22 protein-coding genes are annotated in these 25552 nt (G+C 53.1%); 4 read left to right on the plus strand and 18 right to left on the minus strand.

What is annotated here, in order from left to right; all coding sequences use genetic code 11:
• Positions 1-74: 74 nt before the first annotated feature.
• The 14 genes from BN7444_RS09090 to BN7444_RS03170 form a co-directional block, all read right to left on the minus strand.
• Positions 75-239, minus strand: coding sequence for a TMEM165/GDT1 family protein (locus tag BN7444_RS09090; protein ID WP_082941239.1), 165 nt, complete (start codon positions 237-239; stop codon positions 75-77).
• Between the two features lie 28 nt (positions 240-267).
• A complete protein-coding gene (locus tag BN7444_RS03110) occupies positions 268-2010 on the minus strand; it encodes a DUF4153 domain-containing protein (RefSeq protein ID WP_068455614.1) in 1743 nt (580 codons plus the stop codon).
• Between the two features lie 9 nt (positions 2011-2019).
• Complete coding sequence (cls, locus tag BN7444_RS03115) at positions 2020-3612, minus strand: cardiolipin synthase (RefSeq protein ID WP_082941240.1); 1593 nt, start codon at positions 3610-3612, stop codon at positions 2020-2022.
• 141 nt (positions 3613-3753) lie between these two features.
• A complete protein-coding gene (gene atpC / locus BN7444_RS03120) occupies positions 3754-4158 on the minus strand; it encodes an ATP synthase F1 subunit epsilon (protein WP_068455617.1) in 405 nt (134 codons plus the stop codon).
• Complete coding sequence (gene atpD / locus BN7444_RS03125; protein WP_068455620.1) at positions 4155-5606, minus strand: F0F1 ATP synthase subunit beta; 1452 nt, start codon at positions 5604-5606, stop codon at positions 4155-4157. The genes atpC and atpD overlap by 4 nt, the downstream gene beginning before the upstream one ends.
• A 14-nt stretch (positions 5607-5620) precedes the next feature.
• A complete protein-coding gene (gene atpG, locus BN7444_RS03130; RefSeq protein ID WP_068455623.1) occupies positions 5621-6478 on the minus strand; it encodes an ATP synthase F1 subunit gamma in 858 nt (285 codons plus the stop codon).
• 9 nt (positions 6479-6487) lie between these two features.
• Positions 6488-7987: a F0F1 ATP synthase subunit alpha gene (gene atpA, locus BN7444_RS03135; RefSeq protein ID WP_068455626.1), complete on the minus strand. Its 1500-nt coding sequence runs from the start codon at positions 7985-7987 to the stop codon at positions 6488-6490.
• Positions 7988-7998: 11 nt separating this feature from the next.
• Complete coding sequence (gene atpH / locus BN7444_RS03140; protein ID WP_068455629.1) at positions 7999-8529, minus strand: ATP synthase F1 subunit delta; 531 nt, start codon at positions 8527-8529, stop codon at positions 7999-8001.
• Positions 8522-9022 (minus strand): F0F1 ATP synthase subunit B, encoded by a 501-nt coding sequence (gene atpF / locus BN7444_RS03145; protein ID WP_068455632.1) that lies wholly within the window; start codon positions 9020-9022, stop codon positions 8522-8524. Before atpF ends, atpH begins: the two co-directional genes overlap by 8 nt.
• A 34-nt stretch (positions 9023-9056) precedes the next feature.
• Positions 9057-9314, minus strand: a complete 258-nt coding sequence (gene atpE / locus BN7444_RS03150; protein ID WP_068455635.1) for an ATP synthase F0 subunit C — start codon at positions 9312-9314, stop codon at positions 9057-9059.
• A 32-nt stretch (positions 9315-9346) separates the two neighbouring features.
• Positions 9347-10072 (minus strand): F0F1 ATP synthase subunit A, encoded by a 726-nt coding sequence (gene atpB, locus BN7444_RS03155; RefSeq protein ID WP_082941241.1) that lies wholly within the window; start codon positions 10070-10072, stop codon positions 9347-9349.
• The gene (locus BN7444_RS03160) at positions 10069-10455 is read right to left on the minus strand and encodes an ATP synthase subunit I (protein WP_068455638.1); all 387 of its coding nucleotides are present in this window, start codon (positions 10453-10455) and stop codon (positions 10069-10071) included. The genes atpB and BN7444_RS03160 overlap by 4 nt, the downstream gene beginning before the upstream one ends.
• Positions 10452-10652: an AtpZ/AtpI family protein gene (locus BN7444_RS03165; protein WP_167627197.1), complete on the minus strand. Its 201-nt coding sequence runs from the start codon at positions 10650-10652 to the stop codon at positions 10452-10454. The genes BN7444_RS03160 and BN7444_RS03165 overlap by 4 nt, the downstream gene beginning before the upstream one ends.
• 94 nt (positions 10653-10746) lie before the next feature.
• The gene (locus BN7444_RS03170) at positions 10747-11985 is read right to left on the minus strand and encodes a DNA polymerase Y family protein (protein WP_068458397.1); all 1239 of its coding nucleotides are present in this window, start codon (positions 11983-11985) and stop codon (positions 10747-10749) included.
• Between the two features lie 147 nt (positions 11986-12132).
• On the opposite strand from BN7444_RS03170, the gene BN7444_RS03175 reads away from it, so the two are divergent.
• From BN7444_RS03175 to BN7444_RS03185, 3 genes are read left to right on the plus strand one after another with little or no spacing between them, the layout of a single operon-like run.
• Entirely contained in the window at positions 12133-12546 is a 414-nt protein-coding gene (locus BN7444_RS03175) for a helix-turn-helix domain-containing protein (protein ID WP_068455645.1), read from the plus strand.
• Complete coding sequence (locus BN7444_RS03180) at positions 12530-13084, plus strand: ImmA/IrrE family metallo-endopeptidase (RefSeq protein WP_068455648.1); 555 nt, start codon at positions 12530-12532, stop codon at positions 13082-13084. Before BN7444_RS03175 ends, BN7444_RS03180 begins: the two co-directional genes overlap by 17 nt.
• Before the next feature lie 54 nt (positions 13085-13138).
• The gene (locus tag BN7444_RS03185; protein ID WP_068455651.1) at positions 13139-15244 is read left to right on the plus strand and encodes a stalk domain-containing protein; all 2106 of its coding nucleotides are present in this window, start codon (positions 13139-13141) and stop codon (positions 15242-15244) included.
• A gap of 129 nt (positions 15245-15373) precedes the next feature.
• On the opposite strand, the gene BN7444_RS03190 is transcribed toward BN7444_RS03185, so the two are convergent.
• Complete coding sequence (locus tag BN7444_RS03190; RefSeq protein ID WP_068455654.1) at positions 15374-21097, minus strand: G5 domain-containing protein; 5724 nt, start codon at positions 21095-21097, stop codon at positions 15374-15376.
• Positions 21098-21358: 261 nt separating this feature from the next.
• On the opposite strand from BN7444_RS03190, the gene BN7444_RS03195 reads away from it, so the two are divergent.
• Entirely contained in the window at positions 21359-22573 is a 1215-nt protein-coding gene (locus BN7444_RS03195; RefSeq protein WP_068455656.1) for a CAP and S-layer homology domain-containing protein, read from the plus strand.
• A gap of 50 nt (positions 22574-22623) precedes the next feature.
• On the opposite strand, the gene BN7444_RS03200 is transcribed toward BN7444_RS03195, so the two are convergent.
• The 3 genes from BN7444_RS03200 to BN7444_RS03210 all read right to left on the minus strand — a co-directional run bounded on the left by BN7444_RS03200 (position 22624) and on the right by BN7444_RS03210 (position 25505).
• Positions 22624-23430 (minus strand): hypothetical protein, encoded by an 807-nt coding sequence (locus BN7444_RS03200; RefSeq protein ID WP_068455660.1) that lies wholly within the window; start codon positions 23428-23430, stop codon positions 22624-22626.
• A 100-nt stretch (positions 23431-23530) separates the two neighbouring features.
• Entirely contained in the window at positions 23531-24418 is an 888-nt protein-coding gene (gene pepI / locus BN7444_RS03205) for a proline iminopeptidase (protein ID WP_068455664.1), read from the minus strand.
• Between the two features lies 1 nt (position 24419).
• Positions 24420-25505 (minus strand): M24 family metallopeptidase, encoded by a 1086-nt coding sequence (locus tag BN7444_RS03210; protein WP_068455667.1) that lies wholly within the window; start codon positions 25503-25505, stop codon positions 24420-24422.
• Between the last annotated feature and the right edge of the window lie 47 nt (positions 25506-25552).

A 25552-nucleotide genomic window follows, 5' to 3' on the forward strand; every position in this document is an offset into this window, starting at 1 on the left:
GTGATCCCACAGGCGGGCGGCTCTTTCTCCATGAAAAAAGCCGTGAACGACTCCCGCCGCTCACAGCTGGTTTTTTATTCCCCTTCTTTCCTCGCCTTTTTGTTTTGAACCAAGGTATAGATGACGAGTCCCGCCAGTACGGCGGCGTAGGTGGTGGCGAAGGCCAGGGCCAAAAATTGCGACTTGTCCCCCATTTCCCCCACAAAGACCATGACGAAGGCTTCCAAAAATTCACGCAATGCTATAACTTCCTTCCCTATTCCTCAATTACTTTCCTTGCTCCCGCACCAAGATGCAGAGAGAGATCCCGGCGTCCGGGTCCACTTCCCCCATGGGGGCGAAAAACACCGTGCCCGTAATGTAGATCTTGTAGGAGACGCCGCCCTTTTCCCCTTCCATCGTGAGGTCTTCGGGCTCGATTTCTTCTTTCGTTTCGCGCAAAATGCGGATCTTTTCGCGAACGTCTTTTAGATTCAGGGTGAGCGTATCTTTCTCCGTCAGGTAAATGGTCAGGTGGCCGCGGCTCCGCTCGGTCTTCAAGCCTTCCGAGGTCTCCGGGTCCCCTTCCCCGTAGGAGTCGATAAAGTAGATCTTGTCGTAGCCGGAGATGTCCATGCCACTCGCCATATCCATGGCGTAATTCAAATTCATTACCGGGCCGCCCTCGTCGGGGGTAAAGCCGTAGATTCGCTCGATGGCTTCCGCCGAATTGGCGTCCCGCAAATAGGCCACGTGGGACACGTCGTGGTGTCGGGTGAGGTATTCGACGATTTCCTGAATCTCCCGCTTTTCTTTCACGGAGAGATTGTTGGAAGGCACCACTTCGCCGCCCTTTAACATGTGATTGGCGGCGAGGATGCGGTCAAGCCGATTTTTCTGAGAGCGAAAGGCCACGCCGTCGGCACCGATGGGCCCGCCGAAGACGGATACCAGAAGCACGGCCACCAAAGTCATGGGCAGAATCATGTGCAGTTCCCGCTTCTGGATGATGAAGTGGACCATGGCGAAGGCCACCCACAAGCCCACGGCAAAGATCATGTAGCGATTTTCCGTGAGGCCGTATTGATGCACCCGCAAAAACCAGGCGTAGTACATAAGGCCCAAAAGGGGCAGCGCCGCCTGAGGAATGATCTTGCGGAAGTAATAGGCGGCGGTGCGGTCCCGGTTGTGGTCCACCATAAAGAGGACGAAGACGGCCAGAGTCATGGGCCAGAGGATGAGATTCACCACGCTGGTGGTGGGCAGCTGGCGCAGAATCAATATCTTCGCCAGATAGACATAGAGGAGCAGGACGTAGAGGCCCAGGACCGGCGCCAAAATATTATTGAAGAGATTGTTGATGACGTGGATCCCCGCGCCGTAGGGGCTGCGGCCGCTTTCCACGGCACTCAGGCGGGAGAGAAAGATCGTCGCCATAAAGGGCATAAAGCAAATGGTGGCGAGATACATGACCGCCGAGGAGAAATCCACGATGCCGAAGAGGACATCTGCCCCGACGACCAGGAGGCACAGGGCCCCGAAGAGGACGAAGGCGTAGAGATAGGCCACGGCGATTTCGATCAATAGGACGAGAACATAGGCGGGAAAGCGCCGCTCGTCGTGAATTTTTCCGCCGCAAAAGACCATGAGCCCCGATGCGGCAAAGAGGAGCAAGGTGGGCATGGCCGTGTAGATGTCCACCCCTTCTTTTCCCATGGCGGACAGGCGAAAGCCGCTGATCACGAGAAAAAGCAAAATCCCCATCCAGGTGCCCAAGAGGATGGAGTGGAAGTTTTCCTTATCTCTCGCCCCTTCCAAAAATAAATAAGCCGCCGTGGTGGTAAAAAAGCCGATAACCGCCAGGGCGACGAGAAGATAGGGCGATACATGAAAGACGACGGCGTCGTTTTTATGCAGCCACAGGCATTGAAAGATCGCCGCCAGGATGGCGAAGGCCATGGACAGGGGAAAGCGGCGAAAGGCCTCCTTCCCCTGCCTGAGCTCTTCGGCGATCAGATGTAGTAATCTCATAACAACCTCCTACATAATCGGGGCAAAAATACGGAGCACGCGGCCCGCCGCCCGTTGGAAGTAATTAAATTCCATGCACATGTCCATGGTAAAGGGCGTGCATTCCTTTAAGGTCTCTTGGAAATCTTCCTCCACCTTTCGGGCCATGGCCTTGTCGAAAAAGTAGGCGGCGCATTCGAAGTGCAAAAAGAGGGAGCGGTAGTCGCAATTAATGGTGCCCACCACGGCCTTTCGGTCGTCGGAAACGAAGCTCTTGGCATGAATAAAGCCCGGGGTGTACTCGTAAATTTCCACGCCGTTTCGAATCAGCTCCTTGTAATAGCTGCGGGTCACGCGAAAGACAACTTTCTTGTCGGGAATGTGAGGCGTGATGATCTTCACGTCCGTGCCCGTGTGGGCCAGGTGAATCAAGTCGCTCTTGGTCTCGTCGTCGAGAATCAAATAGGGCGTCATAATGTGGAGGTAATTCACCGCCTGGTTCACTATGTCGTTATAGACTTCTTTCCCCACCCGGTTCTTCCCGTAGGGGTCGTCACCAAAGGGAATCACATAGCCGCTGTGTTTGCCCCTGTACTCTTCATCGGGCGGCGCGATATAGGGTCTGAAACTTTCCGGATCGTCGGCATTCACGTCCCACATGGACAGAAACATATTGGTAAAGCTGCGGACGCAGGAGCCGTAGACCGCAACGCCGGTATCCTTCCAATGACCGAAGGGCGCCGTTAAATTGACGTACTCGTCGGCTAAGTTGATGCCGCCGGTAAAGGCCACCTTGTTGTCGATGACCAGAATCTTGCGGTGGTCCCGGTGGTTTTGATACAGACTTAAGACCGGCACAATGGGCTTAAAGACCTTGGTCTTAATGCCCAGCTTTTCCATGGCCTGGGGATAGTTAATGGGCAGCTTCGTCAGCACCGCCGTGCCGTCGTACATGAGGCGCACTTCCACGCCCTCTTCCACCTTGCGCTTTAAAATATCTAAAATGCTGTCCCACATATCTCCCTGTTGGACGATGAAGTATTCCATAAAAATAAACTTCTTCGCATTTTCCAGCTCTTCCAACATGCGCTGCCAGTACGCTTCCCCCAAGGGAAAATAGTCGCAGTCCCCATTTCGGTACAGGGGATAGTCTTCCTGATTCCACAAAAAGCGGGCCGTATTATAAAACAGGGGATCCAAGAGGCGGGTTTCTTCCATAATCTCCGGGTCTTGGCGATAGTAGGTGAAATTTTTCTTCTTGGAGCTTTCGAATTTTTCCGAAAACCAGCGGCGCATAATGTCCCATTTGCTCAATATGTAGAGAAAGGCGCCGAACATGGGCAGGACGATCATGGTAAAGAGAAAGGCCACCTTGTACACTGCGTCGTTTCGTTTGTCGTTGACGATGTGAAGGCCGACGGCCAGGTCCACGATGAAAAAGACCCATTGAAAGATGTCCTCGTGCTCTTTTAAATAATGCCCCACGGCGTAGATCAAGGCGAATTGCACTAAGAACAGGATGCCGTAAAGGAGCAGGGTGGTGAGCACCCCGGGCAGGGAATTTTTTATTCTGAATTTATTTGTAAAGTCCTGAAAATTTTTAATGTCCGTAAAATCTTTCATGTCGTCTCCATCTCTAACTCATCCCGAAGCGAGCTGTACTATGGAATTATTATAGCACGGAGAGGAATAGCATACTAGAAGCAGGTAGGTGGCTTTCTTTCCATAAAAACAGCCGCCGGATCTCTCCGACGGCTCCTTTTCCTATTCCGCATGCTTGATTCGGTTAATGGCTCTTAACAAGTCCATCTTGGTCTCTTCGATGCTTCTCGTGTGTTCTTCCCCGGCGGCGCGGGCCTCTTGCAGGCGAGCCTCGGCTCGTTCTTTGGCCTTTTGCGCCCGGGTCACGTCGATGTCGTAGGTCCACTCGAAGGCGTCGGTGGCAATGGTGACCACATTGTCTTTCATGGAAGCGTAGCCCCCGTGAACGAGGCCCACGCTGCGCTTGCCCTCCTCATAGACGTACATAAGTCCGTAGCCCAGAGGCGTGACGATGGGCGCCGTGTTTTTCATAAACATTAAATCGCCTAAAGCTCCGCGAACGATGACTTTGTCCACCTGCCTTTCAAAGCCGTCGCCGTGAGGGGTCACCAGGCGCAGGTCGATCATTGTTCGTCTCCTTCTTTCCCTTCATCTTCTTCGGGAGCGGAAGCTTGCTCTTCTGCCGCGGCGGCCTTGGCTTTTTCCAAGACTTCGTCGATGTCGCCGACAAAGAGGAAGGCGGATTCGGGCACATCGTCGTGCTTGCCTTCTAAGATTTCCTTAAAGCCGCGCACCGTTTCTTCGATGGGCACATACTTGCCGTCGATGCCGGTAAATTGGCTGGCCACGCTGAAAGGTTGCGACAGGAAGCGTTGCACCTTCCGCGCCCGGGCCACGGTGGTCCGTTGTTCTTCGGACAGCTCTTCCAAGCCCAGAACGGCGATAATGTCTTGCAGGTCTTTGTACTCTTGAAGCACTTCCTGTACTTGGCGGGCCACGTTGTAGTGTTCCGCGCCAACCACGTTGGGGTCGAGAATCCGGCTGGTGGAGTCCAAAGGATCCACGGCGGGATAGAGGCCCATACCGGCGATGTTTCTCGAAAGAACCGTGGTGGCGTCCAAGTGGTTAAAGGTGGTGGCGGGCGCCGGGTCGGTTAAGTCGTCGGCGGGAACGTAGACGGCCTGTACCGATGTGATGGAGCCTTTTTTCGTCGATGTGATCCGCTCTTGCAACGCGCCCATTTCCGTCGCCAATGTGGGTTGGTAACCGACGGCGGAGGGCATGCGGCCCAAGAGGGCGGAAACTTCACTTCCCGCTTGGGTAAAGCGGTAGATATTGTCGATAAATAAGAGCACGTCTTGGCCCGCTTCGTCGCGGAAGTATTCCGCCATGGTGAGCCCCGTTAAGGCGACGCGCATCCGGCTTCCCGGCGGTTCGTTCATTTGTCCGAAAACCAAAGCGGTCTTATCGATAACGCCGGAGTCGATCATTTCGTAGTACAAGTCGTTCCCTTCACGGGTACGCTCGCCGACGCCGGTAAATACGGAAATGCCGCCGTGTTCTTGGGCGATGTTGTGAATCAATTCCTGAATCAAGACGGTCTTGCCCACGCCGGCCCCGCCGAAGAGGCCGACCTTGCCGCCCTTGGCATAGGGGCAGAGCAGGTCGATAACCTTGATCCCCGTTTCGTAGACTTCATTGGATGTATCCTGATCTTCGAAACTCGGGGCCTTTTTGTGAATGGGCGAGGTTTCTTCGCCCTTTAAGGCGTCTTTGCCGTCGATGGGCTCGCCTAAAACATTGAACATGCGGCCCAATGTTTGATTTCCTACGGGCACGGAGATGGCGGCGCCGGTGTTGACGGCATCCATTCCCCGCTTCAGTCCGTCGGTGGCGCCTAAAGCGATGCAGCGCACCACGTCGTCGCCGATGTGTTGTGCCACTTCCACGGTGAGGATTTCCTCGCCGTTTTCTATTTTAATGGCGTTTAATAAATCCGGCAGGTATTCCTGCTCGAATTGGATGTCTACCACAGGTCCGATGACCTGGCAGATAGTTCCTATATTCTCATGCATACCGATACCTCTTCCTATTGCACTGCATCCGCCGCCGAGACGATTTCGGTGATTTCATTGGTAATCGCCGCTTGACGGGCGCGGTTGTAGTTGGTTTGTAGCTCGTCGATCATGTCGTGGGCATTGTCCGACGCGTTTTCCATGGCCACCCGACGGGATCCCTGTTCCGAAGCGGCCGCTTCGATGAGGGCGCCGAAAATCGTCGTCACCACGTACATGGGAATCAAATCGTCCAGCACCGCCATAGGCGACGGTTCGAATTCGATTTGCGTACGGGCGGTGGTGCGGTCTTCATTGGCCTTCAATTCGTCGGAAGGCAGAATGGATACCACCTGCGCGTCGTAGCTGATGGTGGAAATAAAACGGGTGTAGATGATGCGAATGGCATCCACTTCCCCGCTTTCGTACAGGTCCATGGCCGCAGCGGCCAATTCCCTGGCGTCGGAGTATTCGGGATCTTCGCTGAGCCCCGTGTAGGACTCGACGATGTCGTAATTGCGACGCTCGAAATAGTCCTTGGCCTTGGTGCCCACCACCAAAAGCTTCGACGGAAGGCCGTCTTCTTTAATCGCCTTTTCCGTCAGGCGCAGGACATTGGCGTTGTATCCGCCGGCAAGTCCCTTGTCCGAGGTCAGCACGATGTAGAGTACGGCATCTCTTTTCTCCCGCGACAGCAGGGGATGATTGTCGTCTACAATCGTTAAGATCTCCCGAATGTCGTCGACGACGGTTTGAAAATAGGGTTTGGTTTTGGCAAGTCGGATGCGGGCGCGGCGAAGCTTGGCCGTGGAGACCAGCTCCATGGCCTTGGTGATTTGCAAAATGCTGTTAATGCCCTTGATGCGCCGTTTAATTTCTCTCGTTGATGCCATAAAAACCTCCTATCGCGTCTGTTTAAATTCGACGAGGCTCGCCTTGATGGCGTCTTCGATGGCATCGGTCATTTCTTTTTGCTCACGCAAATTTTTGATGAGGTCGGGATGGTGATTTTCCACATAGAGCAGGTACTCTTCTTCGAAATTCAACACATCGTCCACGTCCACATCCAACAGATAGCCCTTGGTGACGGCATAGAGGATCAGCACCTGATGCTCCAGCTTCATGGGGCGGTATTGGGGTTGACGCAAAATCCGCATCATCCGCTCCCCTTGGGCCAGGGTCCGTTGGGTTTCCTTGTCCAGTTCGCTGCCGAATTGGGCGAAGGATGCCAGGTCTCTGTACTGTGCCAAATCCAATTTCATCGTCGACGAAATCTTCTTAATGGCCTTGGTTTGGGCGGCGCCCCCGACACGGGAGACGGAAAGCCCGGTGTTAATGGCCGGCCGCTGTCCCGCAAAGAACAGGTCCGTTTCCAAGAAGATTTGGCCGTCGGTAATAGAGATGACATTGGTAGGGATGTAGGCGGAAATGTCTCCCGCCTGGGTTTCGATAATGGGCAGGGCCGTAATGGATCCGCCGCCGTATTCGTCGCTCATACGGGCCGCCCGCTCCAGCAGTCTGGAGTGGAGATAGAAGACGTCGCCGGGGAAGGCTTCCCGTCCCGGCGGTCTGCGTAAAAGAAGACTCATGGTCCGGTAGGCCACGGCGTGTTTCGACAAGTCGTCGTAGACGATGAGCACGTCTTTGCCCTGTGCCATAAATTCTTCCGCCATGGTGACCCCGGCGTAGGGGGCGATGTATTGGATCGGCGCAAGTTCCGCCGCCGTCGCCGCCACGACGATGGTGTGGTCCATGGCTTCGTGTTGTTCCAGGGTGTCCACGATTTGTGCCACCGTGGAGGTCTTTTGACCGATGGCCACGTAAATACAAATGACGTCCGTGTCTTTTTGATTGATGATGGCGTCGATGGCAATGGCGGTCTTACCCGTTTGCCTGTCGCCGATAATCAGCTCCCGTTGGCCGCGGCCGATGGGGAAGAGGGCGTCGATGGCCTTGGTGCCCGTTTGCAGGGGTTCGGAGACGGATTGTCTCGTAATGACCCCGGGGGCGATTTTTTCGATGGGCATGGTTTTTTCGTAAGGGTAGTCGCCTTTGCCGTCGATGGGTGCGCCCAGGGCGTTGACCACCCGGCCAAGAAGGCCTTCGCCGACGGGAACTTGAACCACTTTGCCCGTGGCCCTGACTTCGTCCCCTTCTTTAATGTCGCCGTCGCCCAGTAAGACGACGCCTACATTGTTCATTTCCAGGTTTTGGACCATGCCGTAAACGCCGCCGGGAAATTCGATTAACTCGCCGGCCTTGGCTTGCTCCAAGCCCCAGATGCGGGCGATGCCGTCGCCGACTTCGATGACGGTGCCCACTTCTTCCATGACCAAATCTACATTATAGTTTTTGATCTGCTCCCGTATGACGGCGCCGATCTCTTTTGATCTTAGTTTCATGTCTCACCTCTCTATGGGTTCTGTCTCAAGCTGTGCCCCAAATCCGCCAGCTGCCTCGACAGGCTGTGGTCGATGACGCCTTCGTCGGTGATGATTTTCACACCGCCGATTAAGGACGGGTCGATCTCCACCTTGGCCTTCACTTCGCCTTTTCGGTTTTTTGCGTAGGCGGCGCGAATGGCCTCGGCTTTTTCTTCGGACAAGGGCATGGGCGTGACGATGCGGATGCGCTCGATGCGTTGATCTTCATAGCACAAATCTTCATAAGACTGCAGTATGCGATCGATGCGATACGTGCGTCCGTTATCGGCCACGATCAAGAGCAAATTTAACAAAGGCTCAGGCAGGTCGTCGCCGAAGACTTCCTTCAAAATGGCGCGCCTTGCCTCCCGGCGAAGTTTGGGATGGGCCATGGCATGCATCAATGCCGGATCCTTGTAGGCCTCCCGCACCTCGTCCAATTTATCCAACATAAAGTCGCCGGATTCTTTCGCCACATCATAGAGAGCGATACTGTATTTGCTCAGACCTTCATCATACATGGTTCTTCTCCAAGTCTTCGATGAGGCCGTCGACCAATGCGTCTTGATTTTTCACGTCAATGTTTTCTTTCAACAGTTTTTCCGCGATCATCACGGCGAGATCGGCGGTTTCGTTGCGCACATCTTTCATGGCTTCGGCCTTTTGATTGGCAATGTCCTTTTCAGCCTTATCGATCATATTCGCCGCGCGAACCTTGGCTTCTTCCAAAGTGGATTTTTCCAGGTCCCTGCCCCGTTCTCTGGAGGCTTCGATGATTTGCGCCCCCTCTTTACGGGCCTGCTGTATTTTGTCTTTGTATTCGTTGCGAAGGTCTTCCGCTTCCTGCAAAAGATCCTCCGCCTCTTCGATTTCCGAAACGACGGCGTGGCGTCTTTTCTCTAAGAATTCGTTGACCGGCTCGTAGACAAAGTGGCGAATGACGAGAAACAAGATAAGTGTGGCGCCCCATTGTGCCAACACATTCCACATGTCCGGCACGACAAAAATTTCCATAGGGACAACTCCTTTCGGTTCTCTGCGCCTTTTATTAACCTAATAAGGGTTTGACGAACAGTAAGATAATGGCGATAACCAGGCCGTAAATACCCGTGGTTTCCGCAACGGCTTGACCGAGAAGCATGGTTTGAACGATGTCAGCCTTGGCTTCCGGTTGACGTCCGACGGCCGATGCCGCTTGACCTGCTGCATAACCTTGACCGATACCGGGGCCGATCCCTGCGATAACTGCCAAACCGGCACCGATGGCCGAACAACCTAAAATGAACGCTTCACTGGTAATTTGCATATGTTTCCTCCCTATATGCTCAATCTATATAGTTACGACTGTCTTTTTGCTTTTCTCTCTGCGATTTCTTCCGGGGTGGCCATATCGGAGTTGATATAGGTCATGGACAGCATGACGAAGATAAAGGTCTGCAACATGCCGCTGAATACGTCGAAGTAGCCGTGTAAGGGCCACGCGACCAGGGGAATGAGGAATTTCGAAATCAATCCCAGTCCCTGATAGACCAGACTCATGATCAACACGCCGCTTAAAATATTTCCGAACAAACGGAAGCTGAGAGAGACGGGATTGGCCAGCTCTCCCAAAATATTAATGGGCGTTAAAATGGCGATGGGCTCGGCGTATTGCTTTAAATAGCCCCCGATCCCCTTGGTCTTTAAGGAGAAGAAGTGGATCATGGCAAAGGTAATTAAAGCCAGCGCCAGAGTGACATTGTAGTCGCTGGTCGGCGGTACAAAGCCCAAAAGCCCGGACAGATTGGCGCAAGCTAAGAATACGCCTAAGGAAAGCATGTAGGGCGCAAAGCCTTTGTTGTGCTCGCCCATGGTCTGCACGGTTAAATTATTGACCGCACCGACGAGGATTTCCACCACGTGGAGAAGTCCCGTGGGCTTTTCCTTAAGGTCGGCTTTTTTAATTTTTGAGTTAATATATAAGCTCAGAATCACGAGGACCACGACGATGACAAAGGTCGTGAACAAGGATTCGTGGAGCCATATGGTCTTGTCACCTGCGTGAAAGACGATGCCTCGTTTCAAAAGCCCCCTCCTTTCTTACTGCGAAGATAGTCGAACATGTTTCTAAGAAGTATCACGTACTTGACGGATAATAGACCGAAAAACGTCCCGACCAGGCTTAAGTACTCCGCCTTGGCCGCCACGATTAACACGACGGCATAAAGGATAAAGCGCAGCAGGTAATGGATACCCGTGTAGCGCGCAGCCTGCGCCTCGGGCTTATCCAGGGCGCGGAGCAAGGTAAAGTACATGAGCTTAAACATGGCCATGGCAATCAGGGAACCGAAAATCCAGCCCAGTACGACGGGCTTCGGATCTTTCAAAACCACGATCAACACCCCCGATACGACGAGGGCAAACCCCGCGGTCAAGGCGATGTATTCGTTGGTGAAGCGATCTTTCATAGCTTCTTTCCCAAGCGAAGAATATTCATGACGCCGGCGGCGATGCCCACGAGGGTGAGAAGCAGAAGAAACAAACCGCTTCCTCCCGTTTTTTTATCCAACCACGCGCCGAGGAGCATGCAGCCCAGAATGGGAATCAGTACATTGAGGCCCACTTGGGAGATCAGCGCCAGGCCGTTGTAAGGCGATTTTTTCACGGACATCACCTCCTCTTTCTGTCTATTCCCCTATTTTATCGAATCTCCATGTTCTATTCAATCTATTTACCCCTTTTGCACACTAAAATAACGCCTATCGCAAGACCGGGTGGGGAAGGGTGACCACGTCGGTGGTGTGAAGGGGCATTTTCGTGTCGTTTAAGAGGCCCAAAAAAGTGAGGGAATCTTCGCCGTAGCGCCGACGGATGCCGTATATGGCATCGTCCAGGGCATCTTCCCGCTTCTTTTTTTCGTAATCGGAAAACAAATCCAATTGCACCGCCGCCTTTCGCGGCACGAGGTCCGTGGCGCGAATGGTGACGGCGCGAATGGGACGGGCGGGATCCATTTTCGCCAAGTACAAATCGAAGGCCGCATCCCTTAAGAGAAAAGACGACGCCCCATCGTAGGGCAGCTTGCATTGAAAAGAGGCGGTTCTTAAATCCACATCCCGCAAATGAATTTCCACACCCCGGGCCATGAGCTCCCCTTCCCGTAGCCTGCGCGCCACCTTTAAGGCGAGGATCTGAAAAATCCGCCGCACCTCCACGGGACTTTTTAAATCCTCCCGCAGGGTGATGCCGTTGCCCACGCTCTTTATGGGGGGCAGATCGTCTCGGTCCCGCACGGGATCCTCCTCCATGCCCCGGGCCTTTTTCCAAAGCTTCACCCCGTTGATGCCCAAACGGCTCTTCAAAAGGGCCACATCCGCCGCGGCCAAGTCCCCCAGGGTATCGATCCCCACGGCCCGCAGCTTCTCCCTCGTCTTTCGTCCGATGCCGATCATGGCGTCGGCGGGCAGAGGATAGACTTTCCTCGCCACGTCTTCCTCGGCGATGACCGTCACGGCGTCGGGCTTTTTCATATCGCTTCCCAACTTCGCAAAGGTCTTGGTAAAGCTCACGCCGATGGACACCGTAATGCCCAGCTCCTTTTTCATGCGCCGGCGAATGGTATGAGCCATGGCCTCGCCGGAGCCGAAGAGATGCGTGCTTCCCGTCACATCGAGCCAGCACTCGTCCAGACCGAAGGGCTCCACCTGATTGGTGTAGTCGTAGTAAATGGCCCGAGCCCGCCGGGAAAAATCCAGATACACCTCGTAGTGAGGCTCCACCACGATAAGGTTCGGGCATTTGTTTTTCGCCTGCCACAGGGCCTCGCCGGTTTGAATGCCCATGGCCTTGGCCTCTATGGACTTGGCCAGGACGATGCCGTGGCGATCTTCCACGGAGCCGCCCACCACCAGGGCCTTCCCCCGAAGGGATGGGTTGCGCTGAATTTCGATGGAGGCGTAGCAATTGTTCATGTCCGAATGTAAAATAACCCGTTTCATGGCGATCCTTTCTTGACAAAAGGCGCAATTCATTCTATGATTTACGCAATTCGATTTCCTATTTGCTTTCATAATACGAAATTGACTTGCGTTTTTCAAGGTGTTTTTCTTTTTTATACGCAATTAAATTGCACATCGAGGTGAATCATGACATTCGGAGAAAAAATAAAAGCCCTCAGGAAAGAGCGGGGCATGACGCAGAAAGACTTGGCCGAGGCGCTGGGCCTGTCGCTGCGCACCATATCCAATTACGAAACCGGCGGCCTGCGCCCCCGCCACGACGCCACTTACGACGCCCTGGCCGAGCTATTTCACGTGCCCAAGGCCTATTTCTTTACGGAGGAAGACGCCTTTATTATGGCGGCTCAGGCCCGCTGGGGAAAAAGCGGCGCCGAAGATGCCCGTGAGTTGGTGGACGGGGTCATCGGCCTCTTCGCCGGCGGCAAATTAGACGATGAGGACAAGCAGGCGGTGTTTGAGGCCATTCAGGAAGCCTATTTCCGGGCGAAGCTGGAAAGCGAATCGAAGAAGGCGGGCGGGCCCCATGAACAAGAACACTAACCGCCACCGCCACCTTTACGACGACGCCGCCCGCCTCCGAGCGCGCTACGACGGCGATCCGAAAAAGGCCCTGGAGGCCATGAAGGTGGATCTGATTCCCATGGCCGCTTCCACGAAGCTTTTGGGCATGTACAAAATTATTTTGAACAAGCCCTTCGTCTTCTACAACGACCGCATGCCGGCGCCGATTCAGCGCATGGTCCTCGCCCACGAGCTGGGCCACCATCTCTACCACCGCAAACACGCCGAGGGGGCGGAGCTCGTCGAATACACCCTCTTTCACTTAACCGACGCCATGGAGCTGGAGGCGAATATCTTCTCCGCCCACTTCCTCTTGGACGAAGAGGCGGTCTATGCCATGGCGCGGGCGGGCTACTCCTATATGGACATGGCCCGGGCTTTTTCCGTGGACGTGAACCTGATGATCTTTAAGCTCAACGAAATGCAGCGCATGGGCTACGATCTTCCGGCGCTGGAGGCGGCGGACAACGACTTTTTCAGAAAGATCGACGGCCGCAAACTCCCCCGGGATTTGTAACGGGAATAACACGCAAGAGGCATTCCTTTTCCAGTACAATGAAAGGAGAAAGAGGTGTTTGATTTGAATCTATTAAAAAGGCAATTCGTATTTTTATGGGTCTTGGCCCTGGTGCTTCTCATGCCCAAGGGTGCCGAAGCCGTTTCATTAAAAGAAACCGGACGGACCACCGTCTCCCCCGGCGTCATTCGCCGGGAGCTTTCCGCAACCATCGGCGGCAGAAACCACAAAGTCGACGTGATTCAGGTGGATCTGAACAATCCCGCAGCGGATCTTCAGGTCATGGCCGGGGCGGGGAGCTACACCCGCAAAGACACGGTGAGCCACATGGCCGACCGCACCGATGCCTACGCCGGCATTAACGGCGACTTCTTTAATATGTCGAAACAAGGCGCGCCCTTCGGCCCTTCCGTCGTCGGCGGCAAGCTTCAGTCCTCGCCTTTGGAATCCGTCGGCCTGTTCGCCTTCGGCATCGACGCCAACAAAAACGCCTACATTGAAAGCTTTACCTTTAACGGCACCGCCACGGCACAAAACGGCGCCCGCTACAGGATCAGCGGCTTAAACAAAACCGACTACATTATTAACCACACCCAAGTCCCCTCCCACAAAGACAGCATCCAATTGTACAACGACTTTTGGACCTCCGTCTCTCGGGGACTCAGAGGCAGCGGCGAGGTGCTGGTGAACGGCAATTTCGTCGTGGAAAGAATTTCCCTGGACCGTCCCCTGCCTATGGTCACTCCCAAGGGCAAATATATTTTGCAGGTCAACGGCCGGGCGAAAGACTTTATTCGCCAAAACGTCAGAGTGGGCCAAAAGCTGCGTCTGAATTACAATGTGAGCCCCAACCGAAACTGGCGCTTTTTAATCGGCGGCCACGCCCTCTTGGTTAACGGCGGCCTGGCCCAGCCCTACATTATGGACGCCGCCTCCATCGACGGCTACCGGGCACGCAGCGCCGCGGCCATTTCCAAAGACCGCAAGACCGTCTATCTCGTGGCCACGGAAGGCCGCAGCTCCAGAAGCCGCGGCATGAAGCTGAACGAATGGGCGGCCACCGTCGCCGCCTTGGGCGTGGAAAAAGCCATTAACTTAGACGGCGGCGGCTCCACCACCTTGGTGGCTCGGGGCCACGGAGATTTTAAAAACACGAAAATCACCCGCCCGGAACGCAACGGAGCCGAGCGGCGCATCGTTAACGGCATCGGCGTCATGAACAAGGCGCCCCGAACCGCCCTCGCCGGCGGCGAAATCGGCGGGCCTCGCCACATCGTATTGGGCGAAGTGGCGAGCTACAATCTGGCCAAGGCCTGGGACAGCAACTACCACCCCATGAAGGTAAACGGCATCGGCTACAGCCTCACGGACAGCACCTTCGGCAAAGGTGCCTGGCTCAATGGCCGCTTCCTTTCGCCGAAGCAAGGCAAGACCAATATTCTCTTGACCACAAACACGGGCCTCACCGTCAGCCTGCCCGTGGATATCCAAAGCCCCTCCGCCCTTAAGAGCTTTACTCTGGCGGTTAAGGACAACGGCAATATCATTACCCTGGCGCCGAAAGGCGTGACCAAGGCGGGTAGAAGCATCGCCATCGATCCGAATCAAATCAAGTGGACCGTGGAAAACGGCGCGGCACAAGGCGACACGAACAGCTGGAAAGCGGGCGCGAAAGAGCCCGCCGCCGTCTTTACCCAACAAAAGGTGAACGGCGCCTACATCGCCTACAAGGCGAGATTCGGCGGCAACAGCGCAAGCTATGTGAAAGAATCCCCGGGATATGCGAAAGTGCGCATGACCGTGGGCAAGAAAAACTTTACCGCCGCAGGCAAAAACCGCACCATGGACACGACGCCGGTGATTAAAAACGACCGTACCCTCGTGCCCCTGCGCTTCTTAATGGAATCCTACGGCGCCGAAGTGGGCTGGAACGCTCCCGAGCGCACCGCCGTGGTTCAATACAAGGGCCACACCATCGCCCTACCCGCGGACAAAAACCTGGCCGTCATCGACGGCAACACCGTCCCCCTGGACGTGGGCGCCACCATTCAAAACGATCGCACCATGGTGCCCCTGCGCTTCATCGTAGAAAAGATGGGCATGGAAGTCTACTACGAAGACGCCGACCGCTCCATCTCCATCTTCCAAAAAATCAATTAAGAGCGCCTTGAAAGGCATGCAAAAAGCACCCCTGCGGGTGCTTTTCTTTTGCCCTCTTTGCCCAGGTCCTTTCAATACAAAAACACCGCCACAAATTCATGGCGGTGTTTTTCTATTCGATTCGAGAGATTAATCTCTTTTTCTTCTCTTCAAGCGTTCCAAACCGACGAGGAGGCCCGATGCCAGTGCGGCCAGTCCCGCAGGAGCGGCGACGCCGGGATCGAAGGTTTGCGGCGCTTTTGCGTCGTCACTTCCCTTCGCTCCTTCAAGGGCCGATGGGGTCGCTCTTCTGCTGCCGTCTTCTTCGTCCACTTGGCTTGCCCTGCCGGGCACGGAACCTTCCGACTTATCCGGATTTGCCGGACTCCCCGGCGTGCTCGGATTCGGATTTGCCGGATTATTCGGCGTATTCGGATTCGGGTTTACCGGATTGTCTCCGCCCGGAGTGTTGCCGCCGGGAGTGTTGCCACCGGGAGTGCTCGGGTTGTCCCCGCCCGGGTTGCCCGGATTGCTCGGATTCGGGTTCACCGGATTGTCTCCGCCCGGATTGCTCGGATTCGGGTTGTTCGGCGTGCTCGGATCTTCGGGAACCGGGCACATTTTATCATTGGGTTTCGTACCGACTCTGATAATCTTATCTACAGCTTCTGTAATTGTTTTTACTTCTCTTGATTCTTCCTTGCTGTTTTTAACTTTAACTGCAGTTTCCTTCTTGCCGACTACGCCCTCTTGTTCCACTTTGTAAGTGCCCGCATCAAGGGTTTCGTCTTCGATGACTTGAACCTTAAAGGGTATTTCGGATTCCACTGTAAAGCTGCCTTCGGTCTTCGAACCGTATTTATACTTCGCATTAGTCGGTTCCGTTCGTACGACCTTGGTCTCAAGTTTACCCGTTTCCTTGTTGAAGCTGGTTGTAATTGTTACCTTGCCCGGCGTGCCGTCGGAAATTTTCTCGGTTTTGCCGGCTTCCAGATTCGGATCATGTTCAAATTCTTTTTCAAACGGAATCTCTTCTGTCTTAACAACCGGTTTGATGCCGACGCGGACGACCCTGTCTTCTTTTTCAACAATAACTGTTCCATGTGAATTGTATTCTATAGTTCCATCTTTCGTAGCGATGGTCGTCGTCACTCTTTCCGTGCCGTCCTTGCCTTCGTTATCTACGATTCGGGTACCTGCTTCGAGGTTTTCGTCATAGGTTACTTTTGTACCGTAAGGAATAGCCTTATCTACAACATACTCTCTGTTGCCTTCAAGTGATTTTGTGCCGACAAGGACAATGTGCTTGGTCGGTTCTACAATTGTAGGTTCGCCGACCTGTCTAGCTTGACCATCCGGTTGACCGTTTTTGATCGCTTGTTCATAGCTCGTGGTCTTAGAACCAGCCACACCTTGTTGTTCTATTTTCTTTTCACCCTTAGAAAGAGTTGGATCTTCTCTAACTTCCACTTCAAAGGGAATGGGGCAGGTCTTCTTGTATTCGTAAGTGCCTGTGAAGTCCTTGGCGCCGACGATAACCTTTTGCTTGGCCTTGGTTACCACTTGTTCAGTTTTCTGTTCGACCTTTCCGGTTTCCGGATTAAACTTGTCGACGACTTTGGTTTCCACCTTGCCGGGAGTGAGAACTCCCGTTTCGACGACGCCTTTGTCCTTGGTATCGTCGTAAACGTATTCGATTTCGACTTCCACATCCTTGGAGTAGTTATTTTCCGGCGTTTCCACCTTGGTTCCGATTTCGATAATATGCTTCTTCGCTTCTACCTTGTTGGATTCCGTCTTGGTCATTTCGCCGTCAGCTTCGCCGTTCTTGATGGCTTGCTTGTACTCCACATCGTAGGAGCCCACGACGCCTTTTTGAATTTCCTTACTCGTTCCCGCCGGAAGTTGATCATTATATCTGACTTCTACTTCAAAGGGGATTTCAAAGTGTTCCGTGTGCTTGACTTCGCCTTCAAAGTCTGCGGAACCCACTTCGATAATGGCGTCCACCGGTTTTTCTTCCGTTACCTTAGGATCTTTTTGAACTTCAGAGTTTACAATCGTCCATTCGGTTTTTCTGGAGCCGAGTTTGCCTTTTTGCTCGGCACCGTCCACGGTCTTGTATCTCCATTCGCCCTTTTTAAGCTCCGGATTGACTTCGACATGCGTTTCAAAGGGCAGTTTTTCTGTGTGGGAGTGGGTTCCGTCGGTCATGGTACCCACTCTGATAATTTGTTTTTTGGCTTCCTTCGTAATTTCTTCAACGGGATCATCGCTGCCTACCACTTCGCCATTAACGATATGCCGCTTGGTCGTCGTGGTTTTCAGACCGTTTTCTCCGGCTTGCGTAATTTCTTTTTCGCCGGCTTTTAAGGTATTGTCAAAGACTATTTCCGTTTCATAGGGAATAATGTCCTTATTTACCTCTTCAAACTCTCCATTATAGGCCTTGGTGCCGGCGACAACCTTTCTCTTGCCTTTTTCTACGACAGTTTCTTGAATCGTTTTAATTTCACCTGTTGCAGGATCGTAAACATTCTTTGTTGTTGTCGTCACCTTGCCGGGAATCAGATCGCCGACTTCGATAACGCCGATGTCCTTGTTCGGATCGAAGACCCATTCCACATCGACGCCGACTTCGCTTTCCACATCTTTCGTATTTTCAACGGGCTTGGTGCCGATTTCGATAATGTGTTCCGTCGGTTCTACATACTTGTCGGTCAGTTCTTTTTCCGTGAAGTTGGTGCCGTCTTTAAGTTTTCCGTTTACGATGTCGCCGCTGTATTCATAGGTTCTGGATCCGGCCTTGCCTTCTTGCTTTACATTGGTCGTGCCTGCTGCAAGGTTGGGGTTGTATTCTACTTTTACGGTGTAGGGGACTTCTTTCGTCACGGTGTTGTTCACCGTGCCCGTGTAGTCTTTTTGGCCTACCTTGATGATTGCATTGATCGGATCGGTTTCCGTAATTTCCGGTTCGCCGACGATCTTGGAGTTTTCGATCTTCCACTTCGTCGTCTTTTCTCCGACTTTTCCTTCAGTGACGACCTTATAGTTCTCCGTCGCATCGGGATAGTTGGTATAGAAGTTGGGATCGAACTCTACATCAAATGTGAAGGGTTTTTCTTCTTTGTACTCGTGGGTACCTTCCGTTCCCGCCGGGATGCTCAGTTTTCTCTTCTCCGGAGCCTTTGTTTCTTCTTGAGTAACTTTGATTTCGCCGGTTTCAGGATCTCTCGTCGTCGTGATGGTGACTTCGCCCTTTTTGCCCGGAGTGATTTCCGTCGGTGCTTCGCCTTTTTTCTTCGTGTAGTCCAGTTCGTATTCCGTGTCAAAGGGGATTTCCACCTTGGTTTCCGCCGGCTTGGTGCCGATCCGGATCACGGCGTCTTGTTTTTCCGTTACGGTAGTCACTTCGGCGGATTCTTTACCTGCTACAAACTCACCCTTGTCGTTAATAATTCCCTTTTCGCCATTGATGACCACTTGCTTGAAGGTGGTCTTCGTTTCGCCGACGACGCCTTCCGTTTTTACGACTTTTCCGGCTTCCAGCGTATCGTCATAGACGACCTTGGTCTCGAAGGGAATCTTGCTCGTAAATTCTTTCGTGACTTCTTGCTTGTATTTCGGGCGGGCAATGAACTGCGCCTTAACGGTCTCTTCTTTCTTTACACCATACTCGTCTTCATAGTTGACCTTGACGTCGACAAAGAGGTTTTCCCCGCCTTTAATCTCGGCGTGTTCGGGGACAACTGCGGTAACCACACCGGTTTTCGGGTCTACTTTAATATTATCCCAAACATGGCCCGCGCTGTCCTTGTAAGTTCCGGGAACGAGTTCATAGGAAAGGGGTTTGTTTTTCTTCGTATCTTCCGGTACGGGGTCCGGAGTGCTCGTTAATTTATCTCCCTTGAATCCGATCTCCGCATGGTATTCCGGTCGGTAGTTGTCCGATTCCTGAACGACAAAATGGAACCAGTGGGTGTCTTTGGAGCCATTGGTGTAGGTGTATTCTACCGGCACGGCCACAAAGTCCCCTGCCTTGGCGGACTTCGGCGGCGTAATAGAAAACTTGCCAATATCTCCATCAGTCAAGGTTACCTTCCATTGGTCCTTGTCTTCCTTGCCCTGATTTTCACGATTGATAAAGTCTAAAATGACCTTGCCGGAAGCTTCTCCCCTGTTTTCGGCCTCATTCATTTCAGATGAAGACTTTTGATACTTGCCGGATTCTTCCGGCTCATAAATTTTTACCTCAAAAGGTTCTCCGGGTTTAACAGATGATGACGTGTTTTTTCTTGTATCTTCATTATTTCCGTCAATAAAGTTTTGCTCGTAGTATCTTGTATCGTCAAGATTTAGCTTAAAGTCTCCGATGAGGTTGTAGTGGTCGTAGCGATCGATGCCTTGTTTATCGATGGTAACATCTTGACCCTTGTGATTGATTGTACCTGTTCCTGCCCCTGTTTCTGTATAGGTTCCTATTTCACCAAAGTCATCCGGTGTTTGAGCTATTTTTCTAAATTCGTCAGCTGTTCTCGGACGGGCAAAGAATTTAACATCTAGGTTTTGAAGGGCTTTAAATTCAGGTGTATTAAAGATGGAGTCTTCATTGATGACAGTCTTGCCGGATTCATCCTTCTTTAGGGCTCCGTCAGGTAACTTAACGTGGATATTGCCATCATCTCCTATATAGGCACTTGCTCCCGGAACAATTTTACCTGTAACAGGGTTATAAACTTGGCCGACTAGTCTTTCCTTTGCATTTTCGTCTACATTGTCTACCTTGATACCGGTGTCGATATCTTGACCTTGGACAAAGACCTTCTCATTGTACTCTCCATTTAATTTCATCAACTCAAGCTTGTCATTTTCATTTGGCCATGGGTTTACCTTATAGGTTAAAACGAAGTTCTCACCGAAAAACTTCACTCCCGGATTTTCTTTAGTATAGTCATCCTTCATGCCAAAGGAAGTAGATGAATTGTCCTTGCTGTTGATGTGCTTTAGGGTCTCTTCGCCGGCTTCGTAGTTTAAATTTCTTTGTCGTCCACCGGCAGTCACTTCTCCATTTTCATCCGGCTTGAAATTTACCTCAGGGGATTCAGAAGTCAATTTATCTCCTTCTTCCATCATAGGTTTTTCGCCTAAGGGTGCCGGTACAAGTCCTGAATCTGTAACAGAAATCTTAGTATAGGTTCTTTGGCCGGTCTTTTTGTCGATGGTGATTTGGTAGCCGTATTCCGTCTTACTCGGCGATTCTGCGGATGGGTTTTTAACATCAAATTTAAAGCCGTCTTTTACCTTCTTTTCATCGGTATTGTAGAGCTCCTGATTTACATTTCCCGGTTGTAAATCCGTTTCCTTATAATGTTCAGATTCATTGTAGTCTTGGATTTTCTTTTCATCTTCGACATAGTTCGGCTCAGTTTCCGCACCTTGTTGGGCTTCCGGCGACTGTTCTTTGCCGATTTCCAAGCCCGCTTCCGGCGTGGTAGCGGTCTCGGCCGGTGCAGCTGTCTCTTGCGCTTCTGTCCCTTGTGCTTCCGGCGCAGCATCCGATACACTTGCGCTGTCGACGGCTAAGGCTTCCGCAGCTTCATCTTTCTTTGCTTTCGCCGGCGCTTCCGAAGAGGCAGCTTCGGTTGCATTCGCGGCGGGAGCTTGTGCGGCTACGGCTTCCTTTTGCACGATGGCCGGGGGCTGCTCCGCCACTTGGGCGAAGGATGCCTGGGGCATCATGGTGAGCCCGGTGGCGATGACCGACGCCCCGATGACCGATTTTAGCAGATTGTTTCTTCTTTTCTTTATACTCTCATTAGACAAGGGAATGGCCGAAAAATTTTCGACGTCCCGAATTTCTTTATTGCTTGTCATGGGTTTCCTTCCTTTCCCGAATGTATCTTTCTGATTGATATTAAAGTCTACTAAATAGCTTGTAATTCAGCAGTCCTCAGTGTAACCTTTACGACCGGCCACTGTCAATTTATTTTTTTCACTTTAAAGGAATTAAAAAAATCCTTGCGCTCCTTTTGTGTCACGGGAGAAAATTCCTTTTCGGGACAAATAAAGCGGCGGCGTGGTAGAATGGGATTCGGAAGATAAAATAACAGCTATATACGACATTCGGAGGTATATATGAAAGGATCGGTAAAAAAGTTAGCCGTGCTTTTGCTCGCCGCCGCCCTGCTTTTGCCGGCGGGCAAGGCTTTCGCCATGACTCGGGAGGAAAAAATTTCCGCCTTGCAAAATAAGGGCATCGTCACCGGCTATCCCGACGGCTCCCTGGGGCTGGACCTGCCCATTAAGCGTTCGGAGATCGCCACCCTCTTGACGAAAATCGCCCGAGCCGAGGACGCCGCCCAAATGAAGACGCGGGCCTACTCCGACGTCCCCCTGAACCATTGGGCCAACGGCTACATTAATGTGGCGAGCCACATCAAGGGGATGGGCGGCGTAAGAGCCATTGTCGGCTATCCCGACGGCACTTTCGGCCCGGAAAAATATATTTTCAATGCCGAAATGATGAAGATCGCCGTCGTCATCGCAGATGGCAGCCTGACTCCCGCCCAAGCGACGCAAACATCCTGGCCCGACGGCTGGGTCGCCCGTGCCAATGCGGCGGGAATCGTCGGCAAGGGCTCGGACATCGGCCCATTGAGTGCCGACTCCCCCGCCACCCGAGGCGATGTCTTCGTCATGCTTTATAACGGCATGGCGAAGGCGCCTGCCGCCCCGCGCCCTGCCCGACCGGCGCAACAACAGACGCAACCGGCGCAACCGACGCCCAAGCCCGTCCTCGCCAAAAACGATCTTATCGCCGCCTTCAATCGGGGCCAAAGTTACGACGAGGCCGCCTTTCGAAATGAGTTCCTGCGCCTGATCAACGAGGATCGCCGCAGGCTGGGCCTTCATCCCCTGGAATGGGCCGACGATTTGGAACAGGGGGGCATTACCCGCTGCGAAGAGCTGGCCGCCTACGGATCCATTTCCGTTCGGGGACAGGACCACGTGCGCACCGACGGCAGGAAATGGAACACGGCCTTCAGTTATTTGGAGCCCCGGCTTTTCACCACGGCCCGGGGAGAAAATTTGCTTGAAATCTGCAACACTTCCACGGTGCGGATCGGGAAGAACAGCCGTCCTCTGTTGACCGACGGCAAGCAATTGGCCCGCACCTATTACAAGCTTTGGTGGGACTCTCCCTCCCATCGGGAAAATATGATGTATCCCCGCTTCCGCTACATCAATGTCCAAACCCGTGCCTCCGATCTGTCGAAAGACGCGCCGCCGGGACGTTACACCGTGCTTTTCGTGGGAAGCACCCACTTCCGAGGCGAGTACCGCAAATAAAAATGAGCTGCATGTGCAGCTCTTTTTTTGTGCCGTAGATTCAATTTTCTTTAAGGCCTTTTGTTTTCCAATCGCCTCGCCAGCTTCATCATATTCGTCAGGGCCACTTCCTCTTCCGCCAGTCGGCGGCGATGGCTTTCCAGCTCTCCTTCCAGCTGCTCCCGCCACGCCCTGCGCGCCTCTTCCTCTTCCACATTGGCCCGCATGGTAAAGGGGGCGCGAATTTGGACGGCGCCGTTTTCCGCCTCCAGGTCTTGTACCAGATCCATCAGCCGCTTTTCTTCATCGATTAAGCCGCCGAGAGGCAGATCGTCGTCATCTGCGCGCACATCTTTTCGCAGGCGGCGCAGCTTTTGTCCGTCGCCGTCGATATAGGCGTCTGCAGCATCATTTAAAATGCGTAAATCACTTTTCTCCGGGCGAACGTCCGGGTGCAGGGCGAGGATCACGGCGGTGAACTGGGCCTTCATGGCCCCTTCTTTTACCACGCCTCGGGGATGTTTCTCCCACTGCCGGGCTTCTTCCACCAGCCGCTTCTTCCGCAGCAGCTCCCCTTCGTAGCGGGCGAGCTCCTCGTCCAGTTGGGCTTCTAAAATTTTTACGGACCGGGGCGCTTGCCGGGTGATCTTTCCCCGGATCACTTCCCGCTTTCGCCTCAGGCGCAAGGTGCGGCAATAGGTATCGAATATGGCGATCTCCAATTCGCCGAAGGCCAGGCGGTAGTTCATTTCGATGGCCTTCCCCTCGACGTAAACGAGGCTGATATTAGCGCAAATCGCCTCGGCCGCCGCCCGGCGCAGGGCGCTGACGGATTCTTCCAGCTCTTTTGCCCGGGGCAGTTCGATAATATTTCCCATGGCGCACCTCCTTTCATCCTTATTATAGCAAGAAGGGTGTCGGCGCACAAAAAAGCGAGGCCCCCGAAGGGACCTCGCCTGCGCCGGGCGGCGCTTTGTTTTAATCGAGATCTTTCAGCCAGTCTTTCATGACTTCGAAGTATCTTTCCTCTTCTTCTACGAAGGCCATGTGGCGGGAGTAGCGGAAGAGTTCCCAGCGGGAATTGGGCAACTCGTCATACATGCTCTTGGCGATGAAGGGGCTGCACAAATCCATTTGGCCGCTGGTAACCAGGGTGGGCACGGTAATTTTACCGAGCTTGCCGCGGTAGTCGTAGTCGGCCAAGGTGCCGGTGGGGCCGAATTCATTGGCTCCCCAGCCGGTCACGTAGACTTCGCCGCCATTTTTCTTTTCCCGTTTCAAATATTCCGGGCTGCCGGCGTCGACGGTGGGGCCGCAGTACATTTCCATGAAGTGATCCAGGGCTTTCAAGTAGGCCGGGTCGTCGTACTGATCCGACGCTTCGGCTTTGTTGAAGATGTCCTGTTCTTCTTTGGACATAAAGCGGTAGATCCGGCGCCACTGTTCTTCACGCCACAAAATGGCGGAGTGAAGGGTGGACGACAGGACAATCGAAAGGACGCCTTCCGGTTCCCTCTCCATCATGTAGTAGATTGCGAGCATGCCGCCCCAGGATTGACCCAGGAGGTGGACCTTGTCCATGCCCAGGTGATCTCTTAAGGCTTGGAGTTCGTCCATCCATACGTCGGCGTTGTATAGCTCGGTGTGACCCGGCGTGGCGGATTCGCCGCAGCCGATTTGGTCGTACATGACGATGGGACGATCGATGGCTTCGGCTAATTTGTCAAAGCCTTCGAAGTAGTTGTGGGTGCTCCCCGGTCCGCCGTGAAGCAGAACGAGGGGGGCTTTCTTTCCATCGGGATTGGTAATACGGTAGTAGGTTTCAAATCCTTTAAAGGGCATGCGTCCTTCTTTAATGGCTACCATCTTATTCCTCCTCTACGACGATAAGATCCTTTGTCACTTTATTCAAGATTTCACAACCGTCTTCGGTAATAAGGACGATATCTTCGACGCGAACGCCGATACCTTCGTCCAGCAGGTAGATACCCGGTTCGACGGAGAAGCATTGGCCCGGACGAATAATGGCTTCGTTAACGGAAGAAACGTCGCCCACTTCGTGGTCTTCCAAACCGATGGAGTGACCGGTGCGGTGGGTAAAGTATTCGCCGTAGCCTTTGGATTCGATGTAATCGCGGCAAGCATTGTCGACATCGCACATGCGATTGCCCGGTTTAGCGGCTGCAATACCGCGGAGGTTTGCTTCTCTAACGATTTCGTAGACTTCACGAGCTTTATCGGACACTTCGCCGATAAAGACGGTACGGGTCATGTCGGAAGCGTAGTCTTTGTAGAAGCCGCCGATATCCAATACGACGGAATCGCCTCGTTTGCCCTTGGAGTCGTCAGTGACGTGGTGCGGGTCGGCGCCGCCGCGGCCGTAAGCCGTGATCGGGTCGAAGGACACTTCCATGACACCGTGGTTGGCAAAGAGTTCGCGGGTCTTGGCATTGAGTTCTTTTTCCGTGAGGCCTTTGACGACCCAGGGAATCAGCTCTTCCATAACTTTGTCGCAAATTTCAGCGGATTCGCGCATCAATTGCTTTTCTTCTTCATCTTTGATTTGACGTACATCGTCGACGATGGCCGAGCCATTGACGTATTTCATTTCGGGATGAAGCTCTTGGAGACGGAGCAAGAAGTGGCTGGGCCAGTTCTTGTCGATGCCGATGACTTTACCCGGAACCATATGGTCGGAAAGAATCTTTACGCCGTCGTCGATGTCGTTATACCAGACAAGTTCTACGCCGACATCGCCGTCTTGGGGGAAGAGTTCGTTAATGACGAGTTTTGCCGTGCCGTCTACATGCAGATAGAGGACGAGCATTCTTTCGCCGGGAACGATCTTTCTTCCAAGAAGGTAGAAGATGGCGATAGGGTCGGAAATGACGATATCGTCGATCCCGTGTTCTTTCATGCCTTTAATGACTCGATCGATACGTTCTTGATTCATGTGGGGCTCCTTTCAACTAATAGGGATAGCGTACATTATTTAAAGGG

It is taken from the genome of Peptoniphilus pacaensis (assembly GCF_900088125.1).
In the GTDB taxonomy this organism is placed as follows: domain Bacteria; phylum Bacillota; class Clostridia; order Tissierellales; family Peptoniphilaceae; genus Aedoeadaptatus; species Aedoeadaptatus pacaensis.

Excerpts from the sequence above, each read along its gene's own strand:
- BN7444_RS03110 (WP_068455614.1), bottom strand. The coding sequence starts at position 2,010 with ATGAGATTACTACATCTGATCGCCGAAGAGCTCAGGCAGGGGAAGGAG.
- cls (WP_082941240.1), bottom strand. The coding sequence starts at position 3,612 with ATGAAAGATTTTACGGACATTAAAAATTTTCAGGACTTTACAAATAAA.
- atpC (WP_068455617.1), bottom strand. The coding sequence starts at position 4,158 with ATGATCGACCTGCGCCTGGTGACCCCTCACGGCGACGGCTTTGAAAGG.
- atpD (WP_068455620.1), bottom strand. The coding sequence starts at position 5,606 with ATGCATGAGAATATAGGAACTATCTGCCAGGTCATCGGACCTGTGGTA.
- atpG (WP_068455623.1), bottom strand. The coding sequence starts at position 6,478 with ATGGCATCAACGAGAGAAATTAAACGGCGCATCAAGGGCATTAACAGC.
- atpA (WP_068455626.1), bottom strand. The coding sequence starts at position 7,987 with ATGAAACTAAGATCAAAAGAGATCGGCGCCGTCATACGGGAGCAGATC.
- atpH (WP_068455629.1), bottom strand. The coding sequence starts at position 8,529 with ATGTATGATGAAGGTCTGAGCAAATACAGTATCGCTCTCTATGATGTG.
- atpF (WP_068455632.1), bottom strand. The coding sequence starts at position 9,022 with ATGGAAATTTTTGTCGTGCCGGACATGTGGAATGTGTTGGCACAATGG.
- atpE (WP_068455635.1), bottom strand. The coding sequence starts at position 9,314 with ATGCAAATTACCAGTGAAGCGTTCATTTTAGGTTGTTCGGCCATCGGT.
- BN7444_RS03160 (WP_068455638.1), bottom strand. The coding sequence starts at position 10,455 with ATGAAAGATCGCTTCACCAACGAATACATCGCCTTGACCGCGGGGTTT.
- BN7444_RS03170 (WP_068458397.1), bottom strand. The coding sequence starts at position 11,985 with ATGAAACGGGTTATTTTACATTCGGACATGAACAATTGCTACGCCTCC.
- BN7444_RS03175 (WP_068455645.1), top strand. The coding sequence starts at position 12,133 with ATGACATTCGGAGAAAAAATAAAAGCCCTCAGGAAAGAGCGGGGCATG.
- BN7444_RS03180 (WP_068455648.1), top strand. The coding sequence starts at position 12,530 with ATGAACAAGAACACTAACCGCCACCGCCACCTTTACGACGACGCCGCC.
- BN7444_RS03190 (WP_068455654.1), bottom strand. The coding sequence starts at position 21,097 with ATGACAAGCAATAAAGAAATTCGGGACGTCGAAAATTTTTCGGCCATT.
- BN7444_RS03195 (WP_068455656.1), top strand. The coding sequence starts at position 21,359 with ATGAAAGGATCGGTAAAAAAGTTAGCCGTGCTTTTGCTCGCCGCCGCC.
- BN7444_RS03200 (WP_068455660.1), bottom strand. The coding sequence starts at position 23,430 with ATGGGAAATATTATCGAACTGCCCCGGGCAAAAGAGCTGGAAGAATCC.
- pepI (WP_068455664.1), bottom strand. The coding sequence starts at position 24,418 with ATGGTAGCCATTAAAGAAGGACGCATGCCCTTTAAAGGATTTGAAACC.
- BN7444_RS03210 (WP_068455667.1), bottom strand. The coding sequence starts at position 25,505 with ATGAATCAAGAACGTATCGATCGAGTCATTAAAGGCATGAAAGAACAC.